Origin of the sequence: Micromonospora sp. WMMD1120 (assembly GCF_029626235.1) — a bacterium.
GTDB lineage: Bacteria > Actinomycetota > Actinomycetes > Mycobacteriales > Micromonosporaceae > Micromonospora.
In genome coordinates this window covers 5,652,277-5,669,126 of record NZ_JARUBO010000005.1, presented here as the reverse complement: position 1 = coordinate 5,669,126, position 16,850 = coordinate 5,652,277, and the positions used below count along the sequence as shown (strand labels likewise).

17 protein-coding genes are annotated in these 16,850 nt (G+C 73.3%); 12 read left to right on the top strand and 5 right to left on the bottom strand.

Going from position 1 to position 16,850, the window contains the following annotated elements:
* Positions 1 to 23 precede the first annotated feature (23 nt).
* The 12 genes from O7634_RS26245 to O7634_RS26190 all read left to right on the top strand — a co-directional run bounded on the left by O7634_RS26245 (position 24) and on the right by O7634_RS26190 (position 11,383).
* Complete coding sequence (locus O7634_RS26245; protein ID WP_278152790.1) at positions 24 to 290, top strand: acyl carrier protein; 267 nt, start codon at positions 24 to 26, stop codon at positions 288 to 290.
* Positions 290 to 535 (top strand): acyl carrier protein, encoded by a 246-nt coding sequence (locus O7634_RS26240; protein WP_278152789.1) that lies wholly within the window; start codon positions 290 to 292, stop codon positions 533 to 535. Before O7634_RS26245 ends, O7634_RS26240 begins: the two co-directional genes overlap by 1 nt.
* Positions 528 to 1,634 (top strand): beta-ketoacyl synthase N-terminal-like domain-containing protein, encoded by a 1,107-nt coding sequence (locus O7634_RS26235; protein ID WP_278152788.1) that lies wholly within the window; start codon positions 528 to 530, stop codon positions 1,632 to 1,634. Before O7634_RS26240 ends, O7634_RS26235 begins: the two co-directional genes overlap by 8 nt.
* Before the next feature lie 215 nt (positions 1,635 to 1,849).
* Complete coding sequence (locus tag O7634_RS26230) at positions 1,850 to 2,287, top strand: beta-ketoacyl synthase chain length factor (RefSeq protein ID WP_347404284.1); 438 nt, start codon at positions 1,850 to 1,852, stop codon at positions 2,285 to 2,287.
* Positions 2,284 to 3,900, top strand: coding sequence for a class I adenylate-forming enzyme family protein (locus O7634_RS26225; RefSeq protein WP_278152786.1), 1,617 nt, complete (start codon positions 2,284 to 2,286; stop codon positions 3,898 to 3,900). Before O7634_RS26230 ends, O7634_RS26225 begins: the two co-directional genes overlap by 4 nt.
* Positions 3,897 to 5,135: a beta-ketoacyl-[acyl-carrier-protein] synthase family protein gene (locus O7634_RS26220; RefSeq protein ID WP_278152785.1), complete on the top strand. Its 1,239-nt coding sequence runs from the start codon at positions 3,897 to 3,899 to the stop codon at positions 5,133 to 5,135. Before O7634_RS26225 ends, O7634_RS26220 begins: the two co-directional genes overlap by 4 nt.
* Before the next feature lie 72 nt (positions 5,136 to 5,207).
* Positions 5,208 to 6,296: a 4-hydroxyphenylpyruvate dioxygenase gene (gene hppD / locus O7634_RS26215; RefSeq protein ID WP_278152784.1), complete on the top strand. Its 1,089-nt coding sequence runs from the start codon at positions 5,208 to 5,210 to the stop codon at positions 6,294 to 6,296.
* Positions 6,296 to 7,219, top strand: a complete 924-nt coding sequence (locus O7634_RS26210) for a phytanoyl-CoA dioxygenase family protein (protein ID WP_278154085.1) — start codon at positions 6,296 to 6,298, stop codon at positions 7,217 to 7,219. The genes hppD and O7634_RS26210 overlap by 1 nt, the downstream gene beginning before the upstream one ends.
* Position 7,220: 1 nt before the next feature.
* The gene (locus tag O7634_RS26205) at positions 7,221 to 8,012 is read left to right on the top strand and encodes a DUF3050 domain-containing protein (RefSeq protein ID WP_278152783.1); all 792 of its coding nucleotides are present in this window, start codon (positions 7,221 to 7,223) and stop codon (positions 8,010 to 8,012) included.
* Positions 8,009 to 8,980 carry a thiamine pyrophosphate-dependent dehydrogenase E1 component subunit alpha gene (locus O7634_RS26200; protein WP_278152782.1) on the top strand — a complete coding sequence of 324 codons (972 nt, stop codon included), beginning with the start codon at positions 8,009 to 8,011 and terminating at the stop codon, positions 8,978 to 8,980. Before O7634_RS26205 ends, O7634_RS26200 begins: the two co-directional genes overlap by 4 nt.
* Positions 8,981 to 9,059: 79 nt before the next feature.
* A complete protein-coding gene (locus O7634_RS26195; RefSeq protein ID WP_278152781.1) occupies positions 9,060 to 10,028 on the top strand; it encodes a transketolase C-terminal domain-containing protein in 969 nt (322 codons plus the stop codon).
* Positions 10,025 to 11,383 (top strand): hypothetical protein, encoded by a 1,359-nt coding sequence (locus O7634_RS26190; RefSeq protein WP_278152780.1) that lies wholly within the window; start codon positions 10,025 to 10,027, stop codon positions 11,381 to 11,383. Before O7634_RS26195 ends, O7634_RS26190 begins: the two co-directional genes overlap by 4 nt.
* A gap of 141 nt (positions 11,384 to 11,524) precedes the next feature.
* Here O7634_RS26190 and O7634_RS26185 read toward each other — a convergent pair whose 3' ends face one another.
* The 5 genes from O7634_RS26185 to O7634_RS26165 form a co-directional block, all read right to left on the bottom strand.
* Positions 11,525 to 12,490, bottom strand: a complete 966-nt coding sequence (locus tag O7634_RS26185) for an IS30 family transposase (RefSeq protein ID WP_347404283.1) — start codon at positions 12,488 to 12,490, stop codon at positions 11,525 to 11,527.
* 249 nt (positions 12,491 to 12,739) lie between these two features.
* A complete protein-coding gene (locus tag O7634_RS26180; protein ID WP_278152778.1) occupies positions 12,740 to 13,414 on the bottom strand; it encodes an SGNH/GDSL hydrolase family protein in 675 nt (224 codons plus the stop codon).
* 89 nt (positions 13,415 to 13,503) lie between these two features.
* On the bottom strand, positions 13,504 to 14,400 hold the full coding sequence (locus tag O7634_RS26175) for a hypothetical protein (protein ID WP_278152777.1): 897 nt from the start codon (positions 14,398 to 14,400) through the stop codon (positions 13,504 to 13,506).
* Between the two features lie 442 nt (positions 14,401 to 14,842).
* Positions 14,843 to 15,781: a sialidase family protein gene (locus tag O7634_RS26170; protein WP_278152776.1), complete on the bottom strand. Its 939-nt coding sequence runs from the start codon at positions 15,779 to 15,781 to the stop codon at positions 14,843 to 14,845.
* A gap of 129 nt (positions 15,782 to 15,910) precedes the next feature.
* Complete coding sequence (locus O7634_RS26165; RefSeq protein WP_278152775.1) at positions 15,911 to 16,825, bottom strand: aminoglycoside phosphotransferase family protein; 915 nt, start codon at positions 16,823 to 16,825, stop codon at positions 15,911 to 15,913.
* Between the last annotated feature and the right edge of the window lie 25 nt (positions 16,826 to 16,850).

Here is a 16,850-nt window from a genome sequence, read left to right as displayed (position 1 = left end):
TGGCCCACCCAGAGAGGGTATCCATGAGAGCCGAGGTCCGCGCCTTCGTCGTCGAGCAGCTCGCCGACATGAACTACGACGTCGAGGGGATCGACGACGACACCACGCTCGGCCCGTCCGGCGTCGACCTGGAGTCACTGGCCCTGGCCGACCTGTCGGTCCGGGTCGAGGACCGCTACGGCCTGACGTTCGCCGACGACGAGTCGGAGCAACTGGCGCTGATGACGGTCGGCGAGTTCACGACGATGGTCGCCAACCGGGTCGCCGAGGCGACGAGCGACCGGTCCTGATGGGCGCTCCGCCCGAACTGGGGCGAGCGGACCTGCTGGCCATGCTCGCCGAACTCACCGCGAAACCGACCGCCGAGGTGCCCGACCGGATCGGCTCGATGGAACTGGCCTGGCTGGTGCATCTCGTCGAACAGCGCTACCAGCACCAGCTCGACCTCACCGACGACGAGCTGGCGCGCATCCGTACCGTCGACGACGCCCTGGGGGTGTTCCGGGCGTCACTGACCGCCCGCGCGGATGGTTGACGCCCGGGTCGTCCAGCTCACCGGTGTCCACGCGGTCAGCGCCCTCGGTCGCGGCGCGTCGGCGCAGCTCGCCGGTGTGCTGGCCGGTGTGCCGGCGTTCGGCCCGGTCCGCCGGTTCGACACCACCGGCCGCCGGAGCACCGTGGCGGCCACCCTGCCCGACGTCGGGACGCTCGCCGACGAGCTGACCGACGCGATCGTGGAGGCCTGCGCGGCGGCCGGCCTGGACCGCGCCCGGCGTACCGGATGCGCCCTGCTGCTCGCCGTGCACGGCGGCCCGGCTCCCGGCGGCGGCCCGGCCGCTCTCGCCGGCCGGCTCGCCGCCCGGTGCGGGCTCTCCGGGCACACCCGGGTCTACACCAGCGCCTGCGTGTCGGCGAGCACGGCGGTGGCCGACGCCGCCGCCCTGATCAGCCGGGGCAGCGTCGACCGGGTCGTGGTCGCCGCCGGCTACCTGGTGGAACCGGACCAGTTCGCGCTCTTCGACGCCGGCCGCGCCCTCGCCGTCGACGGGGTGGTCCGCCCGTTCAGCGTCGGCCGCCGTGGGCTGCTGCTCGGCGACGGCGTCGCCGCCGTGGTGCTCGAGTCGCGCGACGAGCGCCCGCCAACCGGTGCCGACGCGGTGGCCACGGTGGCCGGTTGGGGGCGGGCCGGCGACGCGTTCCACCCCTGCCAGCCGGACCCGGCGGGCACCGGGCTGGCCCGCGCTGTCGGGGGCGCGCTGCGTCGGGCCGGGGTGTCGCCGGAGGCCGTCGGGTACGTCAACGCCAACGCCACCGGCACCGCGCAGAGCGACGCCGCCGAGGCCGCCGCGCTGCGCCGGGCCCTCGGCGGGTACGGCGTGCGGGTTCCGATCAGCTCCACGAAGGCGCTGCACGGGCACGCGTTGGAGGCGTCCGGCCTGCTCGAACTGGTGGTCACCGCGCTGGCGCTGCGCGACGGCACGCTGCCGGTCAACACCGGCTGGCTCGGCCCCGACGAGGCGTGCCCGCTGAACGTCATCCTCGACGGTCCTCGACGAACAACGACGCGCAACGCCCTGACCCTGAACGCCGCCTTCGGCGGTGCCAACACCGCCCTCCTGGTGGGCGCCCCATGACCCCAACCCCCACCCCCCACCCCACCCCGCACCCCACCCCCCACCCCACCCCCCACCCCTCCCCGCGATCTTGCACTTCCTGTCCCGACGAACTCGACAAAGCCCGCGAAACGGCGACCGAAAGTGCAAGATCGCCGGGGGACAGGGCGGGGGACGGGGCGGGGGAGAGGGCGCGGGCTTGTTGGCCTGAACGCGGGGACGGGCGGGCGGCGGGGGTGCCGGGGTTCGTGCACTCGGACTTCGCGCCGGTCGTGGTGGCCGTCGCCGAGCGGTGCCTGCGGCGCGGGTACGGGTCCGGCGGCGTGCCGGCGGGGGTGCGGACGGCGGTCGTGCTGGTCAGCGCCAGCGGCGACCTCGCCAGCGCCGAACACGTACGGGCGAGCGTCGCGGCCGGCGGGCGGGTCGGCCCGCTGTTCTTCTTCCAGTCCGTGCCCAACAGCGTCGCCGGACACGTCGCGGCCCGTTGGGGTCTTCTCGGCCCGGTGGTCTGCCTCAGCCCGACCGGTGACCCGTACGCCGACGGTCTGGCCGAGGCGGACCTGCTGCGCCACGACGGCGACGCCGACGAGGTGTTGCTGATCCTGATCGAACAGGCACCCGACGCGTCCTGCGCGGCGGTCGCGGTGCTGCTGGGGGGAGGAGCACGACAATGAGGACACCGGGACTACGCGGCACGCTGGCCGCCGACACCGAGGTGGGCGCGGGCAACGTCCTGGCCCGGGTGCTGGCGCACGGCGCCGACCCGGACGGGCCCGGCCTGACCTTCGACACCGCCGTCGACGGCCACCCCGCCGAGACGCCCCTCACCCTCGGACAGCTCGACGAGCGGGTCGCCGCCCGCGCCGCCTGGCTGCACGGACGCGGGGTACGCCCGCGCGACCCGGTCGCCGTCTGGTCCTCGGCCGCCGCCGACATGGTGCTCAGCTACCTGGCGCTGACCCGGCTCGGGGCGATCCCGGCGCTGATGAACGGTGCCCTGCGGCCGGAGATCGCCGCCGAGTACATCCGCCGCCTGCGGGGTGTGGGTGTGCTCGCCGACGACGCGCACGCCGCGTCGCTGGCCGGGCATGACCTGGGCGTACCACTGCTGGGCACGCCCGCGCGGGCGGGCACGGGCGACCCGGCGGCGGCCCCGGCGCACCACCGGCACCATCCGGACGACCCGATCGTGATCACCCACACCTCCGGGACGACGGGGGTTCCCAAGTCGGTGTTGCACTCGCACGCCAGCCTGTTCGCCGCCACCCGGCACCTGCTCGGCATGCCGCAGGCGCAGGGCACCAGCCGGATCCTCAACGCGTTGCCCGCCCCGCACACCGCCACCGTGCTGATGGTCAACCAGGCGTTGGGCAACCGGGCGCAGATGCTGCTGCTGTCCGAGCAGAGCGGCGAACGGGTCGTCGACGCCATCCAACGCTGGCGGCCCGACGGCGTGTTCGGGTTCTCGGTGACCTGGGCGGAGCTGGCCCGCCTCGACCTGTCCGCGTACGACCTCAACTCGGTGCGGCTGTGGTTCAACACCGGTGACGCCTCGCACGAGCCGCACATCCGTCGTCTGGTCGCCGTCGGTTGGCACGACACCGTCACCCGCGACGGGGTGGCCACGGTGCCCGGCTCGATCTTCATCGACGGGCTGGGTTCCAGCGAGATGGGGCACTCGATGTTCCACATCACCCACCGCGCCGACACCGACCGGTACGGCCGCTGCATCGGCCGCCCGTACCGGTTCGCCCGGGTCGCCGTGCTCGACGCCGACGGCGAGCCGGTACCCACCGGCGCTGTGGGTTTCCTGGGCATCGACTCGCCGTCGCTGTTCCGCGGCTACTGGAACGACTCGGTCACCACCTACCGGTTCCGCCAACGCGGCTGGTACCTCACCGGGGACCTGGTCCGCGTCGACGCCGACGGTCGGTACTACCACGTGGACCGGGCGGTGGACGCTGTCGACGCCGGGGACGGCCGGCGCTTCTACACCGCCCTGTCCGAGGAGCGCATCCTCGCCGCCTGCCCGGACGTCACCGACTGCACAGTGGTGATGGTCGGCGGGCCCGGCGGGGTGGTCACCGACGTGCTGCTGGAGGTGGCTCCCGCCGCCGACGAGAACGAGGACCGCACCGAGCGGATCCGCGCCGCGCTCGGCCCGGACGTCGGCGCGACGCTGCGCCGGGTCGTGCCGGTACGCCCCGACGACATCCCGGTCACCGTGACCGGCAAGGTCCGCAAGGTGGTCCTGCGCGAGCGCCACCTCAGCGAGGTGTCCTCGTGACCGCGCTGATCACCGGGATGGGCCTGTTCACCCCGGTCGGGCGGGGTGTGGAGGAGACCTTCGAGGCGTTGACCACCGGGCGGTCCGGGCTGACCCGCCCGCCCGAGGACCACCCGGCGCGGGCGTCGCTGGACGTCGCCGGCCTGCTGCCGGCCGTCGACCCACGGACCGTCGCGTCCGGGCCGGAGACCCGGGTGCTCGACCGCATCGTGGTGCTCGCCCTGCTCGCCGCCGCCGACGCGCTCGCCGACGCGGGCATCGAGGTGGGCCGCGACGTCGACAGCGACCGGATCGCCGTGATCGTCGGCGGTGTCGGCGGACTGGCCACCCTGGAGTCGCAGGTGCTGGCGCGGGCCGCCCGGGGACGGGCGGCGGTCAGCCCGTACCTGCTCACCGGCATCCTGCCGAACATGCCGGCGGCGCGGATCGCCATCGCGCACGGCATCCGGGGCTACAGCTCGTCGGTCGGCACGGCCTGCGCCTCCGGCGCGCAGGCGGTCGCCGACGCGGTCCGGCTGATCGCGACCGGGGACGCCGACGTGGTGCTCTGCGGGGCGAGCGAGGCGCCGCTCTTCCCGACCTTCGCCGACACCTTCGGCAACGCCCGGGCGCTGGCCCGCGCCGGCACCGACCCGGGCCGGGCGAGCCGGCCGTTCGACACCTCCCGCACCGGCTTCGTGCTGTCCGAGGGCGCGGCCCTGCTGGTGCTGGAACGCGCCGAACACGCCGCCGCGCGAGGTGTCGCCGCGTACGCCGAGGTGGCCGGGTACGGGGTGACGACCGACGCGTACCACCCGACGGCGCCCCGCCCGGACGGCGCCGGGGCGGCGGCCTGCCTGCGGCGGGCGCTGCGCAGCGCCGGTGTGCCGGCGGCGGTGGTCGGTTACGTCAACGCGCACGGCACCGGCACCAAACTCGGCGACATCGCGGAGGCCACCGCCCTCGCCGACGTGTTCGGCGTCGGCGGCGTGCCGGTCAGCTCCACCAAGGCGCTCACCGGCCACCTGCTGGGCGCCTCCGGGGCGCTGGAGGCGGCGGCCACCGCCCTGGCGCTCGGTCGGGGGCTGCTGCCGCCGACGTACCACCTCGACGACCCGGACCCGGCCTGCCCGGCGGACCACATCCGTGACGCGCCCCGCAAGGCCGACCCGGAGTACGCGGTCACCAACTCGTTCGGGTTCGGCGGACAGAACGTCAGCCTGCTGCTCGCGCGCGTCGCCGAGCCGAGGAGGTGATCGACGCGGCACCCCGGGCGGGCGCGCCCGGACGGCAAGCGGGGGAACCAGGTGCGAAGGGCTTACAGGGACATGGACATCCGTGGGATCGACCACATCGAACTCTACGTGGGGGACGCCCGGCAGGCGGCCCACTACTTCAGCACCGCCGTCGGCTTCGAGGTCTGCGGGCAGGGGGGCCCGGAGACCGGGCTGGCGGGGCAGCGCTCGCTGCTGCTGCGCCACGGCGACATCCGGCTGCTGCTCACCTCGGGGTTGACCGCCGAGCATCCGGCGGCCCGGTACGTGCGGCGCCACGGTGACGGCATCGCCGTCGTCGCCGTCGCCGTCGACGACGTCGTGGCCGCGTACACCGAGCTGGTGGGTCGGGGCGCGACCGGGGTGACGCCACCGACCAGCCGTGGCGGCGCGGACGACGTGGTGACCGCCGAGGTGGAGGGCTTCGCCGACGTGCGGCACCGGCTCGTGCAGCGCCGGGGCGACCGGGCCGACGTCCTGCCCGGCCTCATCGCGCCCACCGAACCGACCGGGCAGGCCCACCCGCCGGTGCTGGCCGAGATCGACCACCTGGCGGTCTGCGTGCCGCCGGGCCAGCTCGACGCGACGGCTCGGCACTTCGCGGGGTTGTTCGACTTCGCGCAGGTCTTCGAGGAGCACGTCGAGGTCGACGGGCAGGGCATGAACTCCACGGTGGTGCAGAGCCCGTCCGGGCGGGTCACGGTGGTGCTGCTGGAACCGGACCTGGGCCGGCGGCCGGGGCAGATCGACGCGTTCCTGGACCAGCACGCCGGTGGGGGAGTGCAGCACCTCGGCCTGCGCACCGACGACATCATCACCGCCGTGCAGACGCTCCGCGGTCGCGGGGTGCGTTTCGCCGGGACGCCGGCCAGCTACTACGACGGGTTGGAGGCGCGGGTGGGCCCGCTGGACGCACCCCTGGACCGGCTGCGCGAGCTGGGCGTGCTCGTCGACTCCGACCATGACGGCCAACTGTTGCAGATCTTCGCCGAGTCGGTGCACGTGCGTCGCACGCTCTTCCTCGAGCTGATCGAGCGGCGGGGCGCGCGGGGCTTCGGCAGCGGCAACATCAAGGCGCTCTACGAGGCGAAAGAGCGGGAGCTGGCCTCCCGGGCGGCCACACCAGAGGGGGTGGGCGCGTGATCGTGCGGAGTGAGCCGACGCTCACCGCCGCGGAGCGGGCGCTGCTGCCCTCCGACGACGACGTGCGGCACTACGCCGAGCACGGCTGGTACCTGTCGGGCAAGCTGTTCGCCGACGACGAGGTGGACGCGCTGGCCGCCGCCGCGCAGCGCTACTACGACGGCGAGCGCGACCGCCGGTTGCCGGTGCGGCCACCGAAGCTTGCCTACTGGGACCCGTCGAAGGGGCCGGTGCAGCGGCACAACGACTACGTCCACCACGAGCACGACGGACTGGGCGCGATCCTGCGCAAGCCGTTGCTCGGCGCGGTCGCCGCCCGGTTGGCCCAGGCCGACGAGATCCGGGTGTTCCAGTCCACGCTGATCTACAAGCCGCCGATCGACGGCGAGCCGAGCAACGTCGTGCCCTGGCACTTCGACAAGCACTACTGGGCGTCCTCGTCGTCGGAGAAGATGCTCACTGCGTTCATTCCCTTCCACGACTGCGGGGAGGAGATGGGCACCATCACCATGGTCGACGGCTCGCACCGGTGGACGGAGATCGGCGCCGACGACACCGTGGTGCGGCACTTCGCCGACCGCGACCGCGGCCAGTTGGAGGCGATGCTCGCCGAGAACGCCACGTACAACGGCGCGGAGATCCGCAAGATCCCCATGGTGATCCCGAAGGGGCACGTGAGCTTCCACCACTGCCGCACCTACCACGGCAGCGGCCCCAACGTCAGCGGACGCCCCCGGCAGGCGATCTCGCTGCACCTGCAGGACGGCGACAACGCCTGGCGGGAGTACCCGCTCTCCGACGGCACACTCGCCGCGTACAACCACGACGTGCTGGTCCGCCGCACCCCGGACGGACGGCCCGACTACGCCGACCCCGACTACTGCCCGGTCATCTGGCGCCACCGCGCCCCGCAGGGAGGCTGACATGTCACGCTACGACTGGGGACAGACACACCCCGGCATCGAACGGCTGGAGCGCGCGGTGACCGACCGGCGCGACGCCGTGGTCAAGCACCCGCTCTACGCCAACCTGGACACCCACCGGGCGCTGGTCACCTTCATGGAGCACCACGTCTTCGCGGTCTGGGACTTCATGTCCCTGCTGAAGTCGTTGCAGCGGCAGCTCACCTGCGTCGACGTTCCGTGGATCCCGACCGGTCCGACCGGCAGTCGCCGCCTCATCAACGACATCGTGATGGTGGAGGAGAGCGACGAGCTGGGTGGCGGCTACATCAGCCACTTCGAGCTGTACGTGCGGGGGATGACCGAGGCCGGGGCGGACACCACGGCCGTGAACGCCCTCGTCGCTCTGCTGCGCGCCGGCCGGCCGGTGCGCGACGCGCTCACCGAGGCGGGCGTCCCGGCGCCGTCCGCCAGGTTCGCCGCCACCACCTGGCAGATCATCGAGTCGTCCCCGGTGCACTGCCAGGCGGCGGCGTTCGCGTTCGGCCGGGAGGACCTCATCCCGGACATGTTCCTTCAGGTCGTCGCGGTCAACGAGCACAGCGACCGTCTGCACACCTTCGTCGACTACCTTCGGCGGCACATCGAGGTCGACGGCGAACAGCACACGCCGATGGCCATGCAGATGCTCGCCGACCTGTGCGGTGACGACGACGCCAGGTGGCAGGAGTGCGCGGACACCGTCAACCTCGCGCTGACCGCCCGTGCCCGGCTCTGGGACGACATCCTGACCGCCGTCAAGGGCCCGGCGTGACCGACGCCGACGGGGTGCGGCTCTACCGCACGGTCCGGCTGATCCGTCGGTTCGAGGAGCGGGCGGTGGAGCTGGTCCACTCCGGGCAGATCGTCGGCGGCATCCACCCGTACCTCGGTCAGGAGGGGATCGCCGCCGGAGTCTGCGCGGCGCTGGGCCCCGACGACGTGCTCGCCGGCACCCACCGCGGGCACGGGCACGTGCTGGCGCGCGGCGCCGACCCGGCCCGGATGCTCGCCGAGCTGTGCGGGCGGGTCACCGGCCTCAACGCCGGGCGCGGCGGCTCCATGCACGCCGCCGACCTGAGCCTCGGCGTCCTCGGCGCGAACGCCATCGTCGGCGCGTCCGGCGCGATCGTCACGGGCGCGGTCTGGGCGCACCGCCGCCGGGGCCGCGACACCGTCGGCGTGAGCTTCTTCGGCGACGGCGCCGTCAACGAGGGGATGCTGCTGGAGGCGTTCAACCTGGCCGCGCTCTGGCGGGTGCCGGTGCTGTTCGTCTGCGAGGACAACGGCTACGCCACCACCATGCCGGTCGACGGCGCGGTGGCCGGCAGCATCGCCGGCCGGGCCGCCGCCTTCGGCATCCCAGCCGTCCAGGTCGATGGACAGGACCCGGAGACGGTACGCGACGCCGCCCGCGCCGCCGTCGCGCGGATGCGCGCCGGCGGCGGCCCGGAGCTGGTCGAGGCCCGCACGTACCGATTCGACGTCCACCACACCTTCGAACACGCGGTACGCCTCGACTACCGCCCGCCGGACGAGGTGCGCCGGGGCCGGTCCCGCGACCCGGTGGACATCCAGGGGGCACGACTTGCCGACGTCGACCGGGCGGCGGTGGACGCCGAGGTCGAGGCGACGCTCGACGCCGCGGAGCGGTTCGCGGTCAACAGCCCGGAGCCCGACCCGGCCGACGCGCTGGTCCACCTGTACGCCAGCGGCCTGACCGGCCGCGCCGGAGGTGGCTGATGACCGTCCCCACCGGAGGTGGCTGATGACCGTTCCCACCGGAGGTGGCTGATGACCGTTCCCACCGGAGGTGGTTGAGGTGCCCCGACTGTCCTACCGCCGGGCGCTGACCCGGGCCCTCGCCGACGAACTCGCCCGCGACGAGGCGGTCTTCCTGCTCGGCGAGGACGTCCGGGTCGGCGCGTCGATGGTGACCACCGGCCTGGCCAAACGGTTCGGCGTGCAGCGGGTCCGCGACACCCCGCTGTCGGAACAGGCGTTCACCAGCTTCGCCACCGGGGCGGCGCTGGCCGGGCTGCGCCCGGTGATCGAGTTCCAGATCCCGTCGCTGCTGTTCCTGGTCTTCGAGCAGATCGTCAACCACGCGCACAAGTTCCCGCTGATGACCGGCGGGCAGTGCGCGGTGCCGGTCACCTACCTGGTGCCCGGCTCCGGCTCGCGGACCGGGTGGGCCGGACAGCACTCCGACCACCCGTACAGTCTCTTCGCCCACGTCGGCGTGGTCACCGTCGTGCCGGCCACCCCGGCCGACGCGTACGGGCTGCTGGTCACCGCGATCCGCCACGACGACCCGGTGGTGGTGTTCGCGCCGGCCGCCGCGATGGACGTGCGCGACGACGTCGACGACCTGACGCCGGTGCCGCTGGGACGGGGCCGGATCCACCGTTTCGGGGCCGACGTCACCGTGGTCGCGGTCGGGCACCTGGTGCACGACGCGCTCGCGGTGGCGCAGGAGCTGGACGACCAGGTGTCGGTGGAGGTGTTCGACCCGCGCACCCTGTACCCGTTCGACATCGATGGTCTCACCGAGTCGGTGCGTCGCACCGGCCGACTCGTGGTGCTCGACGACGCCAACCGGGCCTGCGGAATGGCCGCCGAGATCATCGCCTCGGTGGTGGGGCGGGTCCGGCTGCTCGCCCCACCCCGCCGGGTGACCCGACCGGACGGCGCGGTGCTGCCGTTCGCCCCGGCGCTGGACCGGGCCGTGCAACCCGGTCGGGACCAGCTCGCCGCCGCCATCCAGCTGACCATGAAGGACGGATCATGATCGACCCGAACTACCCGTGGCCGCCGCTGTCGGGGGCCTGGGCCGCACTGCCCGAGTCGGCCCGCGCCGCCATGGTGAACAGCGGCGCGGCGGCCTGGGAGCAGGTCTTCCACGGCCGGGCCACCTACAACAAACAGTGGCGGTTGGCCCGCCCCCCGGTCCTCGCCGCGGACGCCTGGCGGGAGCTCAACGAGGTGTGCGACCGGCTCGCCCAGCTCATTCTCGACGCCTGCCGACGCCGCGCGGACACCGCGGGCGCGCTGCGCCGGCTGCTCGGCGTGCCGGCGGGGGAGACCCGCCTGCTGGACGAGTCCGAGCCGCTGACCGAGGCGTTGCTGGCCGCGTACCGCCCGGACGTCATCTTCACCGACGGGGTGCCGAAGTTCGTCGAGTACAACATCGACAGCAGCCTCGGCGGCGGCTTCGACGCCGACACCGTCATCCAGCGGTTCGCCCGGCTCTACCAGGAGCGGGGCATCCTCGACGACCTGCCGGTCCGCGCCGCCGGGTCACTGCTGGACCAGCGGTTCGTGGCGATCCGCGAGGAACTGCGCCTGCCCGACGGGGCACGGGTGGCCCTGCTGATGGACTTCGACGCGGACTACCCCGGCCTGGACGACCCGGAGACGTTCATCCGGATCCTCGACCCGCTGGCCGTACGCGCCAGTGACTTCGGCATCGACCTGGTCATCGCCCCGGTGTCCACCGCCACCGTGGACGCCGAGAACCGCCTCGTCGTGGCCGGCGCGCCGGTCGACGCGCTGTTCCGGCTGTTCGTGCCCAACCGGGTCACCCCGACCGCCGGCCTGGACGCCGTGGCCCTGGCGCTCGCGGCCGGCACCCTGCCGATGTTCGTGTCGGCGGCGGCCTGGCTGCTCGGCAACAAGACCACGTTCGCCTGGCTGTGGGAGGACGTGGACACCCTCGCCGCCGCCGACCAGGCCCTCATCCGTCGGCACGTGCCGTACACGGTGCCGCTGACCGCCGCCGTGCTGGACCGGGCGATCACCGAGCAGGCCACGCTGGTGGCGAAGCCGGCGGACGGCTCGGCAGGGCACGGCGTGCTGCTCGGCCCGGAGCTGAGCCCGGCGGACTGGGCCGACGGCCTACGCGCCGCCGTCGAGCAGGGCGGCGCGATCCTGCAGGAGTACCTGCCCACCGACCGGGTGTCGATGGACTTCGTGCACATCGAAACCGGCGACACCGTCACCGCCGACGTCCCGTACTCGCTGGCCCCGTACCTCTTCGGCCGACGCTCCTCCGGCGCCCTGGCCCGGGTCGGCTACCCCGGCTGCGACGGAGTGCTCAACCTGGCCCACGGAGTCCTCCTCACCGGAGTCCTCCTAAAATCCTGACCCCCACCCCCACCCCCACCCCCACCCCCACCCCCACCCCCACCCCCACCCCGGCCCCGCCCACCCACCCCGGCCCGGCGGGGTTGATCATGAAGTTATGACCAGCCGCAGCGGCTTGGGGTCAAGGGGTGAGTGCAATCGTTAGGCGGCGATGAGGTGGTCTAGGCGTTCGGCTGGGGTTGCCCAGTCGAGTGTTTGGCGGGGGCGGGTGTTCAGTTCGTGGGCGATCTCGTCGAGGCCGCTCTGGTTGATGCTGCGGAAGTCGTAGCTGCCTTTGGGGAAGTACTGGCGTAGCAGGCCGTTGGTGTTCTCGTTGCTGCCGCGTTGCCAGGGGCTGTGGGGGTCGCAGAAGTAGACCGGGCAGCCGGTGGCGACGGTGAAGACCGCGTGGGCGGCCATCTCGCTGCCTTGGTCCCAGGTCAGTGAGCGGCGTAGGTGCGTCGGTAGTCGGGCGGCGAGGTCGGTGAGCACGCCGATGACGGCTTCGGTGTCACGCCCGTGCGGCAGCGCGCCGAGCATCACGTAGCGGGTGGCGCGTTCGACCAGTGTCACGATCGCCGAGCGGCCGCCCTTGCCGATGACCAGATCACCTTCCCAGTGACCCGGCACGGCCCGGTCGGTGGCCTCGGCGGGCCGGTTACTGATGTGCAGGTCCCCGATCCAGGGGCGGCGGCCCCGATCCGCTGCCGCCAGCCGCGACTGGGCACGCCGGTCGGCGCGTCCCGAGCGCAGAGCGACCTGCCGAGTCAACTCCTCCCGCAGGCTGCCCCGCGACTGAACGTAGATCGCCTGGTAGATCGTCTCGTGAGACACCTGCAACTCCGGCCGGTCAGCGAACATGGCCCGCAGCCACGCGGCGATCTGCGTCGGAGACCACCTACGCGCCAGTCTGCCCTGCACCACCTGCCGCAGCCGCGTCCCGGCCCCCAACTTCGTCGCCTTCGGCCGACGCCGCGCCGCGTCAGCACGCCGCTGCGCCCACTGCGCCTGATACCCCCACCGATACGGCGCCCGAGCCCGCCCCGACGGCAACGACCGCCCCAACGGGTTCTTCGTCCCATGCCGGGCACTGTGATACCGGCCCACCTCCCGCGAGACCGTGCTCACCGACACCCCGAGCACACCCGCGATCTGCGAAATCGTCCGCCCTGCCCCCCACAGATGCTCCAACACCTGCCGATGCCCAAACGTCACCACACCCGGCCTCGCCACCAGCACCCCCAGCCCAACCAAGATCAGTTGCACTGAAGCCTAGAAACCACCCGGCGTGTCATGTCGATAACTTCATGATCAACGGGGCCGGGCGGGGGTGGGGTGGGGCCAGGCCGGGGCCGGGGTGGGGTCCGGGGTGGGGGGTTAGGGTTTGTGGGGGGTTAGGGCTCTTAGGGTTTCGGCGGTGGCTATCGCGTCGCTGCGGGCGCTGCCGTGGCGGCCGTCGGTGCTGTAGAGGGTCGGGTCGGCGGTCAAAGGATGGTCGGTCAGGTGCACGTGGATCGTGCGCAGGCGTTCGGCCAGGCGCGCCGTGTGCGCGGACAGGCGACGCATCCGGTCCCGCAGGCCCTGTCGTAGCGCCTCGGGGACGGCCGGGCTGTGCGACACGTCGAACATGCCGACGGTGATCACGTCCGCCCCGGCTGCCCGTAAGGCGCTGATCATGGCGGTCAGCTCGACGTCCACCGCCTCGGCGTCGTACGCCGGGTGGAAGGCGTCGTTGCCGCCGCAGACGACGAGCGCGAGGTCGGGCGCGAACGCGAGGGCCGGGGCGAGCTGGGTGGCGCGTACCTGGTGCGCGCGTAGTCCACGTCGACCCAGATTCCGGTACGCCAGCTCGGGGCGTACGGCGGTCAGCTCGGCGGCGATCCGGTCGACCCACTGCACGTCCGGGTAGCCCGGCGACGGCTCGCACATGCCCTCGACCACGCTGTCGCCGAGCGCCACGAACCGCCGCCACGGGTGCCCGCGCAGCAGCTCCCCGGCCTCGCCGGGGCGCAGGCAGTACGGGTCGGTCGACTCGGTGAGCGTCGATGCCATGCCGGCAGATTAGTCGTTCGCTCTGGCGGTGGACAGCGCCTCGCCGCTGCTGCCGTGACGGTGCGCGACAGCAGCGGCGAGGCTCGGGCTCAGTTGCTGCCGACCGGTTGGTTGAACCATCCGTGCAGGGTGACGACCACGTGGACGGTGCCGCTGCTGACGTTCAGGATCCTGATCTCGCCGGGTTTGCTGACATTGGGGCGGTCGGTGACGATCCGGCCGACCTTTGTCACGACCATTGTCGTGCGGGCGTGCTGACCCGCCGTGACGTTCGACGCCGGGGGGTTCAGCACCACCGGGCCGTCCTCGGTGGCCGGGAAGAGCCCGGACGGTTCGACGGTGACGAAACCGCTCGCGGTGGGGCCGATCGTGGTGACCGAGATGAAGGCGCCGTCCATCGCGTTCAGTGGCAGGCCGTTGGCGCCGGTGAGCTTGACGATCAGCCCGCCCTTCGCCGCCAGCGGCGCCCCGCCGTTGGCCCGGGTGTCGGCGACCGTGAGGGGCTGCGTGGTGCGCAGGTCGGCGCCGCTGCTCGGGGAGGCCGTGACACAGCCCTGCTGGACCAGGACCAGGTGTACGGCCGGGCCACGGTTCACGAAGGTGACAGTGCCGGCCGAGGAGAGCGCGACGGCGATGCCCTGTGAGGTGGTCCCGCCGGCGTAGTCGACCACGCTGCTCGGATCGGCCGCGCCACCGGCCGGGTAGGCGCTGAGGTAACCGCCGGAGGCGGCGCCGACGACCGTCACGCCGAGCAGCGCGTTGCTCGCTCCGGCCGGAATGCCGCTCCCGGTGAGGGTGACGGTGCGACTGCCGTTGGTGGGGATCATGCCGGTGCCGTCGCGCGTGTCCACGACGCGCCCGTGCTCCACGGCGACGAGGCCGCCTCCTGCGCTGTTGGTGAAGTAGCCGTGCACGTCGATGCGGACGTGCGTACTGCCGCCGTTGTGGTAGACGGCGAGCCGGCCGTTCTGTCCGACGGTGACCACCTGGGTCGTGGAGATCGTCTCGCCGGCGGACGCGTTGAGCGAGGACGAGGCTGGCCGCGGTGACCCGTGCGGATAGACAGTCAGGTAGGCGTTGACGCTCGGATTGATCGCCGTGACGTCCCGACGGCGAGCAACGCCGCCCCGTTGGCCAGGCGACTGCGGGTGATCCTCATCGCGCTCCCTCTTGTCAGCCCTGCGCGGGCGGGGACGTCCTGACCGCCGCGCCGGGTGCGGTCGGCGGTGCGGAGAGCCGGGCGGATGACATCCGACGAGGCGCGATGGCCCACGCACCATGTCGTGGGCAGCGCCCGGTCACGAGACCGACCGATCCATGAACGCGCATGCCCAGATCCGTGAGGTCGTCGGCACCCTCTGTCGTGGTGACGATAGCGGGCCGCGTCCGGCGGCGTGGTCCCGTGCGCCGTCCCGCGTGGGGCGACAGTCACCCCGTGAGCCGCACCTCGGCCAGGTACACGCAGGTCCGTCCCTCGTGGGAGGAGTAGTAGCTCACCCACAGCAGGTCGTCGTGCCACACCATCCCGGGATAGCTGGTGTCGCCGCCGGAGGGCAGCGCGACCACCTCGGTCAGCCCGCCCCGGTCCGGGTCGACGGCGCAGATCGCGGTGCGGACCGCGCCGTCGTGCAGGCGTACGCCGGCCAGCAGTCGCCCGTCGGGCAGCCGCAGCAGCGTCGGCCCGCCCACCCGGACACCGAGGTCGGTCCAGGTCCACTCCCGGTAGGGTGGGGTGGCCCGGCCGAGCTGCGCGCTCGCGTCGACGCCGTCCCGGCGCAGCAGGCAGAGGGCGACGCCGTCCGGGGCGAAGACCAACCCGGACTCGTTCGGGTACCCGTCGGCGAACAACGTCGGCACCCAGGTTCGCAGGTCCACACCGTCCTCGCTGCGGTAGAGCCGGGCAAACCTCGGCTCACCGGTGGCGTAGCCGATGCCGTACATCACCTCGTCGTGCCAGACCGCCCGCCACACCCAGACGCCCGGTTCGCCCACCGGCGTCGGGTTTCCCCAGGCGTGCCCGTCGGCGGAGTGCCAGGTCACCGTCTGGAACGTCTTGTCGGCCTCACCGGTCGCCGCCGCGCCGAACAGTTGCAGCCGGCCGTCGGGGCGCACGACGAAGCGCGGGTCGCGCAGGTCGACACCGGCCTGCCGGATGACCGCCGCGGACGTCCACGTCCGACCGTCGACCGACGTCAGCACCCGGATCACGCCGTCGGCGCTGAGGTGGGTCCGTCCCTCCCGGAAGGCGCAGAACCAGCTGCCGGCGTGCCGGACGAGGTCGGTGAACGCGCTGTGCGGGGCGTGGTCGCCGATCCGGTGTACGGCGGTGATCTCGGCGCTGCTGCGGCGAGTGGGTGACGGTGTCATACCCGGCGGCCTCCTGGGGTGCGGGCGCCGACGCTAGCCCGCCCGGCCGACGGGTGGGTGGCGACAACTGCAACGGCCGGCGAACATCGGGGCGGGGGCGTCAGGTCGACGCCGACCGCTGGGTGACGGTCAGTGGGTTCGGGAGCGCTCGGCGAGCAGTTCGCCCAGCACGTGCCGGGCCTCGGCGGCCTTGGCCGGGTCCGGGTCGTCGAGCGTGATCAGCGCCTTCCACAACGCCCAGCCCCGACCCCGCGCCCAGGTGGCCGCGTCGAGGCCGAGCGCGTCGTGGAACGCGGCCCGGGCGGGGCCGCGCAGCAGCGTCCAGGCGATCACCGTGTCGCAGGCCGGGTCGCCCACGCCGCAGCAGCCGAAGTCGATGACGGCGGCGAGCCGACCGTCGCGGACCAGCAGGTTGCCGTACGCGACGTCGCCGTGGAACCAGACCGGCGGCCCGGCCCAGGAGGCGTCGAGGGCGGTCTGCCAGATGTCGGTGACGGCGTCGGCGGGCAGCCGGTCGCGGTGCGTCTCGATCGCCAGCCGGGTCTCCGTGTCGTAGGTGGACAGTGGGCCTCCCCGCCAGGCGCTGTGCGGCCCGGCGGCCGGGCCGCCGGTGGTGTCCGAGGCGCGCAGGGCACGCAGGAAGGCGGCGAGGTCGGTGGCGAACCGGGTCAGGTCGGCGATCCGCTCGGCGCGGGCGGTCTGTCCGTCGATCCACCGGTAGACCGACCACGGGTACGGATAGCCGACGCCGGGCGCGCCGTGCGCCAGCGGGACGGGAATCTCCAGCGGCAGGTGCGGACCGAGCGCCGGCAGCCAGCGCTGTTCCTTGGCGACCTGCGCGGCGTACCCCGGGCCGCTGGGCAGTCGTGCGGTCATCTCGTCGCCGAGGTGGAAGGTGCGGTTGTCCCAGCCACCGACCTCGACCGGGCGCACCGGCAGTCGGGCCCAGTGCGGGAACTGCTCCGCGACCAGGCGGCGGACCAGGTCCGTGTCGATCCGGGCACCGTCGAGGTCCGGCACAGCGGGCCGGGGTTGCGCGTTCATCCGCCCGAGCCTGCGGGCCGCGCCG

Bases quoted from the DNA above. Each gene is read 5' to 3' on its own strand.
- O7634_RS26245 (WP_278152790.1), top strand. From the start codon at position 24: ATGAGAGCCGAGGTCCGCGCCTTCGTCGTCGAGCAGCTCGCCGACATG.
- O7634_RS26240 (WP_278152789.1), top strand. From the start codon at position 290: ATGGGCGCTCCGCCCGAACTGGGGCGAGCGGACCTGCTGGCCATGCTC.
- O7634_RS26235 (WP_278152788.1), top strand. From the start codon at position 528: ATGGTTGACGCCCGGGTCGTCCAGCTCACCGGTGTCCACGCGGTCAGC.
- O7634_RS26225 (WP_278152786.1), top strand. From the start codon at position 2,284: ATGAGGACACCGGGACTACGCGGCACGCTGGCCGCCGACACCGAGGTG.
- hppD (WP_278152784.1), top strand. From the start codon at position 5,208: ATGGACATCCGTGGGATCGACCACATCGAACTCTACGTGGGGGACGCC.
- O7634_RS26205 (WP_278152783.1), top strand. From the start codon at position 7,221: ATGTCACGCTACGACTGGGGACAGACACACCCCGGCATCGAACGGCTG.
- O7634_RS26190 (WP_278152780.1), top strand. From the start codon at position 10,025: ATGATCGACCCGAACTACCCGTGGCCGCCGCTGTCGGGGGCCTGGGCC.
- O7634_RS26180 (WP_278152778.1), bottom strand. From the start codon at position 13,414: ATGGCATCGACGCTCACCGAGTCGACCGACCCGTACTGCCTGCGCCCC.
- O7634_RS26170 (WP_278152776.1), bottom strand. From the start codon at position 15,781: ATGACACCGTCACCCACTCGCCGCAGCAGCGCCGAGATCACCGCCGTA.
- O7634_RS26165 (WP_278152775.1), bottom strand. From the start codon at position 16,825: ATGAACGCGCAACCCCGGCCCGCTGTGCCGGACCTCGACGGTGCCCGG.